The sequence below is a fragment of the Denitrificimonas caeni DSM 24390 genome (genome assembly GCF_000421765.1).
Classification (GTDB): domain Bacteria; phylum Pseudomonadota; class Gammaproteobacteria; order Pseudomonadales; family Pseudomonadaceae; genus Denitrificimonas; species Denitrificimonas caeni.
On record NZ_ATXQ01000005.1, the window covers coordinates 134385 to 147084 of the forward strand.

7 protein-coding genes are annotated in these 12700 nt (G+C 48.1%); 4 read left to right on the forward strand and 3 right to left on the reverse strand.

Translation table 11 applies throughout. The features are described from left to right. The first annotated feature begins 199 nt into the window (after window positions 1–199). On the forward strand, window positions 200–1030 hold the full coding sequence (locus H591_RS0109160) for a hypothetical protein (RefSeq protein ID WP_022966651.1): 831 nt from the start codon (window positions 200–202) through the stop codon (window positions 1028–1030). A 50-nt stretch (window positions 1031–1080) separates the two neighbouring features. Further along, window positions 1081–1527, forward strand: coding sequence for a universal stress protein (locus H591_RS0109165; RefSeq protein WP_022966652.1), 447 nt, complete (start codon window positions 1081–1083; stop codon window positions 1525–1527). Between the two features lie 34 nt (window positions 1528–1561). Here H591_RS0109165 and H591_RS0109170 read toward each other — a convergent pair whose 3' ends face one another. Further along, on the reverse strand, window positions 1562–2233 hold the full coding sequence (locus H591_RS0109170) for a DUF6901 family protein (protein WP_022966653.1): 672 nt from the start codon (window positions 2231–2233) through the stop codon (window positions 1562–1564). Between the two features lie 18 nt (window positions 2234–2251). After that, window positions 2252–4201, reverse strand: a complete 1950-nt coding sequence (locus H591_RS0109175) for an ATP-binding cassette domain-containing protein (protein ID WP_022966654.1) — start codon at window positions 4199–4201, stop codon at window positions 2252–2254. A 184-nt stretch (window positions 4202–4385) separates the two neighbouring features. Here H591_RS0109175 and H591_RS0109180 point away from each other — a divergent pair, with 184 nt between their 5' ends. Beyond that, window positions 4386–6314 carry a transglycosylase SLT domain-containing protein gene (locus H591_RS0109180; RefSeq protein ID WP_022966655.1) on the forward strand — a complete coding sequence of 643 codons (1929 nt, stop codon included), beginning with the start codon at window positions 4386–4388 and terminating at the stop codon, window positions 6312–6314. A 69-nt stretch (window positions 6315–6383) separates the two neighbouring features. Here H591_RS0109180 and H591_RS0109185 read toward each other — a convergent pair whose 3' ends face one another. After that, window positions 6384–8660 (reverse strand): fatty acid cis/trans isomerase, encoded by a 2277-nt coding sequence (locus H591_RS0109185; RefSeq protein WP_022966656.1) that lies wholly within the window; start codon window positions 8658–8660, stop codon window positions 6384–6386. Window positions 8661–8826: 166 nt separating this feature from the next. Between H591_RS0109185 and metH the strand changes: the two genes are divergently transcribed. Then, window positions 8827–12519 carry a methionine synthase gene (gene metH, locus H591_RS0109190; RefSeq protein ID WP_022966657.1) on the forward strand — a complete coding sequence of 1231 codons (3693 nt, stop codon included), beginning with the start codon at window positions 8827–8829 and terminating at the stop codon, window positions 12517–12519. The last annotated feature ends 181 nt before the right edge of the window (window positions 12520–12700 follow it).

The window sequence follows — 12700 nt, forward strand, 5'->3', positions numbered from 1 at the left end:
CAATTAGTCGCAACTCCTTGTTTTTTATTAAAAAATAATTAGCAACAACGCACGTATCAAGCTGCTATACGCCAAAAGTAGAATTTAACACGTGAACAAGTAGCCAAATTACTGATGAAGCGGTAAAGTCGAAAGCTAAAGGAATACAATTATCTTATATAAAAAAAACAACAATTACGCAGTATCGGAGCTTCCAGTCATGAAAAATCGTGTCTACGCATTATGCTTAAGCGCTCTCTTTGCACTACCTTCACACCTTCTCGCCGCAGACGCAAAGCCATCGACAGCACAACAAGCCATTAACAATTCTTTAAATGCTTTATTTCTTGTGCGCCTAGAAACACAGAGAAGCATTGGCGGTTTTTACATGCTCAACAGCCAGGAGCAAGACCAGCGTTATGCCAAGCAAGCTGAAGCCAACTTAGTTTTAGCGCAAGAGAACTTTAAAAATATACCAACACCTAGCAGTCCTGCAGCGCAGACTCTAAAAGTAAAGTTAGAACAAGATCTCAGTACTTATAGCAACGAATTGCGTCGACTGATCAGCGTACTGAAAGAGCAAGGTTATACTGATCTACAACCCATTGCCGACCTTGCAAGCCTCAACAGCAGTATTCTACAAACCAGCAAAGATCTTGAAGCGCAGATTCAACAAGATAACCAATACACATTACCTAAGCTGACACAACTCGCTCGCGAACAAAGTCTGCTGATCCAAGGTATTGCAGCTGACTATGCCGCACGCAGCGGCTCGGTTGGCGCATCATTTATTGCTGACGGCGAAAAACAACCGCTCGATAAACTCAGCGAGCAGTTTGCTAACACACTTTTAGCGATGCAAAAAGACCCAACCAACACCAACGATACCAAGAAATCATTGCGTGCAATTCAAGTTAAGTGGCGTTACATTGAGAACTCGTTAAAAAACTACAACGAAGATAGCGTGCCTTTTGTGATTGATAAGTATGCTCGCAGCATCACCAAAAACCTCGAGCAACTCGCCAACCAGTACGCAAGTCTAAACATTTAAGATCATTGCGCCCTATAGACTTCTTTCACAGGGCGCACCAGGAGGCAAGCATGGCGTACTCGCACCTATTGATCGCCATCGATCTCACCGATGATTGTCATCGCGTTTTAGAGCGCGCACACAAATTAAGCCTAGCACTAGAGTGTCAAGCAACTTTAGTGCATGTGGTTGAACCACTCACCATGGCCTTTGGTGGCGATGTACCGATGGATTTATCCCTGCTGCAGCAGCAGCAAACTGAACAAGCGCAAAATAAACTTAATGTTCTAGCGGAACAACATGAGCTACTGAAAAACAATAACTGTCATTTGCTCTATGGACAGCCCAAGCAAGAAATTCATCAATTGGCTAAGGATCACGGCTGCGATTTAATTATTGTCGGTAGTCACGGCAGGCATGGTTTGGCCCTGCTACTTGGCTCAACCACAAACGATCTGCTAGCTGGGGCACCATGCGATGTACTAGCCATAGACCTTAAAGCACACCCAGTCGATTAAGCATGCAACTGGGTACGCGATAACGTCTGAAGGATCAGCTCATGACCATTGGGCGTATTTTTTGCAATTGTGTTTCTAGCGAATACGTCATACTTGATGACATCGAAAAGAAAGTTAAAAAAGCTTTAAGGTTAGTATCGCCTGCACAAGCATCATGAATGCGATGCCACAGCGCCTGATTAACCAACTGCAATGCTTTGAAGTCTTCGGTTAAACCACTCAAATCCCAGTCCGGCACGCAGCCATCGCGCGAGTTAAACAACTCGCGCATCAGGTACATTGAAATAGTGCGCAAAGCAAACTCATTATTACTAGCAAAGGGTAAATGATTATTTGCCATAGGCTTGAGTTGCGCCAAAATTGGACACGCTGAAGTTGCCATAATCACGCCCAATAAAGAACGCAAGCCTTCTTCTAAGTTAACCATTTTACTGTATTCGCGCTCATTGGTACGAACATGCACCCACGCTTTCTTAAAGGCTGGCAAACCTCGAAAATCCTCTACCACCGTCTGTAAGTCGGCGGCGGCTGGGCAGTGTGTGTACTGATCTTTGCTTAAGGGACAGTTACTGCACTTTTGATGCTCTAAACGCGTCCATGCATGCAGTTCAGTTCCCTCGGCTGGGCTTAATCGATCACGTTCAAGCTCTATCTTATAATTAAACGCGTGCTCGTCATCGAGCGTAATTCGATATTCTACAGCCATACACACCCCCATCAAAGGTTAACTATCCAGCTCAGCCCACCGCTCAATAAGCACATCCAACTGTTCTTGTACCGTATTGATTTTAGCCAGTACAGCTTCAGTGTGTTCAGTCGTTTGCAGATAAAAATCAGCTTGAGAAACTTGCTCATGCAATGCTGCAAGCTCAGTCTCTAAAGTATCAATTTGTGCAGGGATAGCATCAAGTTCGCGCTGCAGTTTATAGCTGAGCTTTTTTTTGGGCACTATGCCATCATCCTCTGGCTTTTGCAGCGACTGTTCATTTTTTTGCGTGGTTGTATGCGCTAGATCACTGTTCCCTAAACTATTCGCCACCGGCTCTTTCATTTCGCTCTCGTCAGACGCTCCAAGCAAACGAATACTGCCGCCTTGGCGCAGCCAGTCATCAAAACCTCCAACATACTCACGCACTTTTCCAGAACCATCAAAGACTAGAGTACTGGTCACCACGTTATCTAAAAACGCTCGGTCATGACTGACAATCAATACGGTTCCTTTAAACTCCATCAAGACTTCTTCAAGCAACTCTAGAGTTTCTACATCGAGGTCGTTGGTCGGCTCATCCAGCACCAGTAAGTTGGCTGGACGGGTAAACAACTTCGCCAACAGCAAACGCGCCCGCTCACCACCTGACAACGCTTTAACTGGCGTACGCGCACGCTGCGGACTGAACAGGAAGTCGCCTAAGTAGCTCAGCACATGCTTGCTCTGGCCATTAATCATAATGGTGTCGCTGCCTTCGCCGACGTTCTCAATCACAGTTTTTTCCGGATCAAGTTGGTGACGCAACTGGTCGAAGTAGGCGACCTCTAACTTAGTGCCCACCTCAATAGTGCCCTTGGTCGGTTGCAAGTCACCCAATAACAACTTCAGCAAGGTGGTTTTACCGCTACCATTGGCACCGAGTAAACCAATACGGTCACCGCGCTGTAGAACCATAGAAAAGTCTTTAATCAGCTCACGTCCACCTTGGTGAGCAAAGCTGACTTTATTCACCACAATCACTTGTTTGCCTGACTTTTCAGCAGCACCGATACTTATATTGGCAGCGCCTTGACGCTCACGGCGCTGACTGCGCTCAACACGCAGTGCTTTAAGCTCACGCACGCGGCCTTCGTTACGCGTACGGCGTGCCTTAATGCCTTGGCGAATCCACACTTCCTCTTGCGCCAACTTCTTATCAAACAGCGCGTTGGCGGTTTCTTCAGCCGCTAACTGCTGTTCTTTATGCTCAAGGAAACTCGCATAGTCGCCGTTCCAGTCAATCAGATGACCGCGATCCAACTCTAAAATTCGTGTTGCTAAGTTTTGCAAAAATGCCCGGTCGTGGGTAATAAACAGCACAGCGCCTTGGAAATTTAACAGCGCATCTTCCAGCCAGGCAATCGCACCGATATCCAGGTGGTTGGTGGGCTCATCGAGTAATAACAAATCAGGTTCAGCAACTAACGCTTGCGCCAGCAGCACCCGACGACGCCAGCCACCGGAAAGCTCGTTCATTTTCTTATCAGCGGGCAACTGTAAACGGCTTAAAGTACTGTCGACCAATTGCTGCAAGCGCCAGCCATCACGTGCTTCCAGCTCTTGTTGCACGTGCATCATTTTATTTAAGTCTTCATCGGTTTGGATATTTTGACTGATGTGGTTGAACTCAGCCAATAATGCGCCAACCCCATCCAAGCCTTCGGCAACCACTTCGAAAATAGTTTTATCATCCGCCACCGGCAACTCTTGCGGTAACTCACCAATTTTCAAACCCGGCGCACGCCATATTTCACCGGTGTCGGCTAAGCGCGAACCTTTCACCAAATGCATCATGCTTGACTTGCCCGTACCATTGCGGCCAATGATGCACACGCGCTCGCCGCGGGCAATTTGCCATGAGACCTCTTCCAACAGAGGTGTAGCGCCGTAAGCGAGTGATACTTGAGTTAATTTGAGCAAAGTCATGGTAGTTCTCCTAAAATCTGCGACGTATTGTACAGATTCGCGTTGCACTGCGTGAAGTATCTGCATTTTGGCCGATCCGCAGCTCTTTCGCCGCCGTACACAAGCAGATAAGCTATGCTGCCTTCGTCATAAAGATGATCATCTTTGGGCGCTTTACTGGGCATTTATTTTTGTAGGATTTTTCATGCGCAGTCGCTACTTGCTACCTCTCGTATTGTTGATTACATTTTTTCCATCTTTATCGACGGCCAGCGCTGCTTCACTGACACAACAACGCAGCCTCTATAATCAAGCGAAACTGGCGCTGAGTAAAAATGATGCAGCGCCATATCTGCATAATCGTGCGGCACTTCGTGACTACCCTTTAACACCTTACCTTGCATACGATGAGCTGACTCAGCGTCTGCCCAGAGCCAGCGATGACGAGGTCGAAAAATTTCTTCTTGAGCACGGCGACTTACCGCAAATCAACTGGATGAAACTGCGCTGGTTACGCCTACTCAGCGAGCGTCAGCACTGGCCGCTGTTTCTTAACTATTACAGTCCAGAATTAAAGTTCACTGAATTAGACTGTCGCTTTGCTCAATACCAGTTGCAAAGTGGGCAAGCAGCAGCGGCTTTCGCCACGGCAGACAAACTCTGGCTCAGCGCGCAGTCACAACCCAATGCTTGCGACCCACTGTTTGACAGCTGGCGAGCCGCTGGGCAAATGACCGAAGATAAAGTCTGGCAACGCTTAAAGCTTGCCACTGACGCACGCAACTATGGCGTATCGACCTATCTGATCAAGCTCTTGACCACGCGTCAGGCGCGCGGCCAACTGCTGGTTGATGTCGCGCAAAAACCGGAGAAGCTCAAACAAACACAGCTGTTTACCGCAACAGATCCGCAAAGCGCTGAAGTCATTGCTTTGGGCCTGCGCAAGCTCGCAACTCAAGATTTAGATGCCAGCGTGCGCCTGCTCAAGCATTACGAAAAACAAGTGACATTTAGCGCAGAAGACCAACTCACTATCGCTAACGACCTTGGCTTACGCCTGGCTAAGCGTTTTGATGCGCAAGCTTTGCCGATTATGCAAAAGTACGACCCACAACTGCAAAACAGTAATTTAACCGAGTGGCGCGTACGTTTATTACTGCGCCTAGGGCGCTGGGATGAAGCCTACCAACTGATCGCTCAATTACCCGCAGATCTGGCTAGCACTAACCGCTGGAAGTACTGGCAGGCGCGCAGCCTACAACTGGCGCAACCCAACAGTAAGCAACCTTTAATTTTGTATCAACCCTTGGCGCGTGAGCGTGATTTTTATGGCTTTATGGCGGCGGATCGCACTGAACAGCCCTATCATCTCCAGCACCAAGCCTTAGCTCTGCAGCCCAAGACCATGCAAAAAGTCCGTAATGCGGCGGGCATGCAGCGTGCTCTAGAGTTTAAAGCCCGCGACGAAATGACCGAAGCACATCGCGAGTGGTATCACCTGAGTAACTTTTTAAGTCGTGATGAGCTAGTCGCTCAAGCGCGTATTGCCTATGATATGGGCTGGTATTTCCCTGCTATTCGCACCATTAGTAAAGCTCAGTATTGGGATGATCTGGAAATACGTTTCCCAATGGCGCATCAAAGCAATTTTGTTACAGAAGCTAAAAACCGCGGCTTACATTCCAGCTGGATGTTTGCGGTGACCCGTCAAGAAAGTGCTTTTATGATTCAAGCCAAATCCCATGTCGGCGCGATGGGCCTCATGCAATTGATGCCAGCCACCGCCAAAGAAACTGCGCAGCGCTATGGCATTCCCTTGGCCACGCCACAAAGCGCAGTGATTCCAGAAATCAACATCCAGCTTGGTGCGGCCTATTTAAGCCAAGTATTAGGGCAATTTAACGGTAACCGCGTACTCGCGTCAGCGGCTTATAACGCAGGTCCCGGCCGTGTGCGCCAATGGCTGCGCGATGCTAAGCATTTGCCTTACGATGTCTGGGTAGAGAGCATCCCTTTCGATGAAACGCGTTTGTACGTGCAAAACGTCCTGACTTACTCAGTGATCTACGGCGAGAAACTAAAAGCGCCCATGCCTCTGGTTGAATGGCATGAACGCTTTTTCGATCAACAATAGCCTGAGCTATAACGTTGTTTAATCTATTCAGATAAACAGCGTTATAGCGATATAAGCTTGGTTGTGCTGTTATAGATTCTCGTAACGGTTCATATCCAGTACACCAGCCTCAAGCGGTTCGCGCTCACGAATATGCTCGCTTAGGTCATGAAAATGCTGCCAAAACTGCGGATGGGTGCGGCGTATCCCCCAATGCTCAACAACCTTGCGAAAGCCAGATTCATCACTGACCATTTCTAACGCTCTGACAAAGGTCGGAATATCGGCAGCTTTTACATTGAAGATAAAGTTGGGGTAACTGCTGAGCACTTCTGGGTAAACGGTCAAAGTGTCTAAACCAGGCTGGTAACGGAATGATTCAGCACTCATAAAGGCGACATTACTGTGTGCTCGGTTGCGCAAAATGCTGTACACCTCGCGCTCACCATCCGCCAGCTCAACGCGCAGCATGCTCGCCTCAGGCAAGTAATTAATTGCTTTAAAGCCTGCTGCTGGGCGGCCTGCTAAACGCGCCAAAGCCTGCTCAACAGCAGCGGCTTCAGCAGTTAAACCGTCACGATGGCAATAAGCACCACGGCAACGATTGATCGGATCAGGTCTGGCATTGATTGGCTCAAAGCGCTTTAAGGCGCGCTGAGCAAACACCTGCAGACTGTTACGCTTAGGTAAGCCCAACGCACTTTTAGTGTCATCATCAATGTCGGTATAGTCCAGCCACAGCTTGACCTTACCGCTGTTTTGATACCAATCATTCAATATATTTTCACGTACATCGTGTGGCATTAAACGTAAAAAATTCACTTCTGAACCATTACGAATCAAATCAAAATACAAGCGTGTTTGCGCTTGATGAGCCACATTACCAAAGACATCAAAGTTCACCACTAGCTGATAGTAAGTACGCTCTAGCAGGGGAAAATCCATCATCCACATGGTCTGCGGTATTTCGCCAATTAAGCCTTTGCGCACGGTAGCGCTGTCGTGCTGACGAAACACACTGAGCAACGCTTGATCATTACCTGCCCAGATGTGTGACCAATCGGGTAATTCAGCTTCACGGTAATGTTTCAGACGTAGTTTTTCGTAGGCATTACGCTTTTTCTTATAGCTGCGCCACAATCCTAATAAATTACTGATCTCATCAAACTGCCCTGGCATTGCCAACAGCGGTGTCGCCCTATCTTGATAAACAGAATCAGTCAGATAAATATCATGCTGTGGATCTTGGAAAAACACCCAGAAATTATCACGAATCACATCAGTAGCAATCTGCCCACGGCACACCGGCCCACGAATAAAGGTGCGGACAAAATACTCGGAATCATCGAGCATAAATTGATAACGCGCCTGCGCTGGAATTGCAGCAAAAGTCGCAAATGGATTAGCGCGTGAAAAAGCACCATAGTCAGGCACTTTGTCAGTACTCCAGTTATCGCTCAGAAACAATGTTTTAACATGTTTGAGCTTGTCTGGACTCATGGCGTAGGTGATATGGGTTTTATGCACTAACACATCGGTCACAGGGACAAAACGGTAATACATTTTAACCCCAGGCGTATCATTGGGGCGGCGCGAGGCAATCTGCTTAACCGCCTTACCGCTCGGGGTATAAGAACGCACAACTTGGAAGAAATGCTTTTGATCACCACCTTCAAAATGGATATGGGCAATAAATAAGTGTTCGTAGAGCCAACGACTGACAATCGATTCGCGCGCGCCCGGCGCATTTAAAAAGGCTTCCCACTGCTCAATTTGCTGCTGTTCAGCTGAATTGGCACGCCAAGGCTGCCAGTCAACCTGTGCGCCCTCTTCCAGCCATTGTTTAATCTTGGCGTATTGCTCATCAGTTAAACCCGTTACAGCAAATGGCATACCGTTGTGCGGGTTTTTCTGCGCATAGTTGGCAAACTCACTAGGGGCTGGGCACTCCTCTTTGCGCGCTACGCCAAGTACTAAATCATCAGGTAGGCGGCTATTGGCGGCAAAGGGCTGCGCTTTTCCCAACTCAAGCATCGACGCCAATAAAGAAGCCTGTGGCTGACCCGGGTTAAGCACATCAAAAAAGCCTTTTTCGCGCCACTGCTCAGTCTGTCGTGCATCAATAAACAATCGAGTGGTTTGCTGAGCCTTAGTACGCCCACCATTATAAATTGGCTGTTTATGCGCACCGCGCACCAATCCTTCACCGCTGCCCAAGTTCAATTGGCAAGGCGAGTCATAACAGGCATGACAGGCCACACATTTCTCGGTAAAAATCGGCTGAATATGTTCACTGTATCCAGTTTCGGCGGCATAGATCGAGAGACTTAAAACAAGGCTTAAAAAACCCAAATACAATGCTTTCATCGTGCGGCAAGCCATTATTTCAAATTTAAAGTTTTGAAATATATCAAGAAAAACGCTTCAACACTGACTAAATTCACTTAATAACCCAGCATATGACTCATATATGCCGATGTTTTGCTATGATTGCCGACTTTATCTGTACCCAGCACTGATTAGGTAATTACTCATGGCCAACCATTTAGCACGTCAACACGCCCTAAAAGAAGCATTACAGCAGCGCATTCTGGTGCTCGATGGTGGTATGGGCACAATGATTCAAAGCTATAAATTTACTGAAGATGATTTTCGCGGCGAGCGTTTTGCCGATTGGCCAAAAGATTTACAAGGCAACAATGACCTTTTAATTTTAACTCAAGCCAAGCTCATCCAAGAGATTGAAAAAGCCTATTTAGATGCTGGCGCAGATATTTTAGAGACCAACACCTTTAACTCAACTCAAGTCTCACAAGCCGATTATGGTCTTGAAGCGATCGCTTATGAGTTGAACTTTGAAGGTGCACGCATTGCTCGTGAAGTCGCTGATGCAAAAACCTTAGAAACTCCAGACAAACCACGCTTTGTCGCCGGAGTGCTCGGCCCGACCAGCCGTACTTGCTCACTATCACCTGATGTCAACAATCCAGGCTTTCGTAACGTCACCTTTGATATTTTGGTGGAAAACTACAGCGAAGCCACGCGCGGCCTGATCAACGGCGGCGCTGACATTATTATGATCGAAACCATCTTCGATACGCTGAATGCCAAAGCGGCGATATTTGCCGTTGAAGGTGTTTTTGAAGAGCTCGGTATAACTCTGCCTATTATGATTTCCGGCACCATCACCGATGCCTCTGGCCGTACTTTGTCAGGACAAACCACTGAAGCGTTCTGGAACTCAATCCGTCACTGCAAACCATTATCAGTCGGTCTAAACTGTGCTTTAGGGGCAAAAGAGCTGCGCCCTTACCTGCAAGAACTTTCAGAAAAAGCCGATACTTTTGTTTCTGCGCACCCCAACGCTGGCTTACCCAACGCTTTTGCTGAATACGATGAAACCCCAGCCGAAACCGCTGCGATGATTGAAGAGTTTGCGGCCTCTGGTTTTTTAAATATTGTCGGGGGCTGCTGTGGTACTACGCCAGCGCACATCCGCGCCATCGCCGACAAAGTAGCGAACTACCCACCGCGCATCATCCCAGATATTCCAAAAGCCTGCCGTTTATCGGGTCTAGAACCTTTTACTATTGATCGTAAATCGCTGTTCGTAAACGTCGGTGAGCGTACCAATATCACCGGTTCTGCCCGCTTTGCACGCTTGATCCGTGAAGACAATTACACTGAAGCCCTCGCCGTTGCCTTGCAGCAAGTCGAGTCAGGCGCTCAGGTGATTGATATCAACATGGACGAAGGCATGCTCGACTCAAAAGCAGCCATGGTCACCTTCCTCAATCTGATCGCGGGTGAGCCGGATATCTCGCGCGTACCGATCATGATTGACTCATCGAAGTGGGAGATTATCGAAGCCGGCCTGAAATGCATTCAAGGTAAAGGCATCGTTAACTCCATCTCAATGAAAGAAGGCGTGGATGAGTTTATTAAGCACGCCAAGCTCTGCCGCCGTTATGGTGCAGCCGTGGTGGTGATGGCCTTTGATGAACAAGGTCAAGCCGATACTGCAGCGCGCAAACAAGAAATCTGTGCGCGCTCCTACGACATTTTGGTCAACCAAGTCGGCTTCCCGCCAGAAGATATTATTTTTGATGCCAATATCTTTGCCGTGGCGACCGGTATCGAAGAGCATAACAACTATGCTGTCGACTTTATTGAAGCCTGTGCGTGGATTCGCGACAACCTGCCATACGCCCTGACCTCAGGCGGCGTCTCCAACGTATCCTTCTCCTTCCGCGGTAATAACCCGGTGCGCGAAGCAATTCACTCAGTGTTCCTTTACTACGCCATTCAGAATGGCTTAACGATGGGCATCGTCAACGCCGGTCAACTGGAAATTTACGATCAGATCCCTGCAGACCTGCGCAACAAAGTAGAAGATGTCATCCTTAACCGTCACCCAGGCGCGACCGAGGCCTTACTGGCGATTGCCGAAGACTACCGCGGTGATGGCTCGGTGAAAGAAGTTGAAACCGAAGAGTGGCGTAGCCTGCATGTTAACCAACGCCTAGAGCATGCATTGGTTAAAGGCATTACCCAGTGGATCGTGGAAGACACTGAAGAATGCCGCCAGCAATTTGCTCGCCCGATTGAAGTGATTGAAGGACCCTTGATGTCCGGCATGAACATCGTTGGCGACCTGTTCGGCAGCGGTAAAATGTTCTTACCGCAGGTGGTTAAATCCGCCCGCGTAATGAAGCAGGCAGTGGCCCACTTAGTGCCCTTTATTGATGCTGAAAAAGGCGACAAACCTGAAGCCAAGGGCAAGGTCTTGATGGCCACGGTTAAAGGTGACGTACACGATATTGGTAAAAACATTGTGGCCGTGGTGCTCGGTTGTAACGGCTATGACATTGTTGATCTTGGCGTGATGGTACCTGCTGATAAAATCTTAAAAACCGCCATTGCGGAAAAATGCGACATTATTGGTTTGTCTGGCTTAATCACCCCATCACTGGACGAAATGGTCAACGTTGCCAAAGAAATGCAACGACAAAATTTCCACCTGCCACTGCTGATTGGCGGCGCGACCACATCTAAAGCGCATACCGCGGTTAAAGTTGATCCCAATTACAGCAATGATGCAGTGGTCTATGTCACCGATGCATCTCGCGCAGTGGGCGTGGTCACCACCTTACTGTCTAAAGAGCTTAAGCCTGAATACACCCGTAAGATTCGTGAAGAGTACGCAGAAATCCGCGAGCGCATTGCTGCCCGTAGCGTGCGCACTAAGCGTCTGACCTATGAGCAAGCCTTAGCCAATAAACCAGACTATGACTGGAGCACTTACCACGCGCCAAAACCTAATATAACTGGCACTCAGCGCCTCTACGATATCGATTTATCGGTATTGGCTGAATACATCGACTGGACCCCCTTCTTTATCTCTTGGAATTTGGTCGGCAAGTACCCGCGTATTTTTAAAGATGAAGTGGTGGGCGAGGCTGCGCAAACCTTATTCGATGAAGCGCAAGTTTTGCTGAAAAAAATGATTGATGAAAAGTTGATCGAAGCACGTGCGACTTTCGCCTTTTGGCCAGCCAATCAAGTCAAGCATGATGACATCGAACTGTATGACGAGGCTGGCGAGCCAATCGCTATGCTGCATCATTTGCGTCAGCAAATTGAGAAAACTGACGGCAAGCCAAATATGTGCCTAGCCGACTTTGTTGCGCCAAAAGACAGTGGTATTACCGACTACATTGGTGGCTTTATTGTCACTGCAGGCATTGGCGTGGATGAACTAGCTAAGTCCTACCAAGCTGCTGGCGATGATTACAATGCAATCATGGTGCAAGCACTGGCTGACCGTTTAGCTGAAGCCTGCGCCGAATGGCTGCACCAGCAAGTACGCACCAACTATTGGGGCTACGACACTGGCGAAGAGCTTAGCAATGATGAGCTGATTCGTGAGAAGTACAAAGGGATTCGTCCAGCGCCTGGCTACCCTGCTTGCCCTGACCACACTGAAAAAGGCACGTTGTTTGAATTACTTGACCCCAATAAAGATTTTGGCGTGGAGATGACCGAACACTATGCGATGTTCCCAACCGCAGCAGTCAGCGGCTGGTATTTTGCCCATCCCAATGCGCAATACTTTGCTGTGGGTAAAATTGAAAAAGATCAGGTAGAAAGCTACGCCAAACGTCGCAATGACGATATGGAATACACCGAGCGCTGGCTCAGCCCCGCTTTAGGCTACGACGAGTAACCCTCTCAGCGTTGGGCGACAATACTGTCGCCCAACTATCTGCGCACAAACGCAGCCTGTACCGATTTGCCAGCCCTTATATCAAAAAAGAATCATCTTATGATAAATAATTACTTTATCGCATAAGCAATGATTGCTACTGTATGCACTATTCTGCATAACACGCCACTCGCTTTCAGCG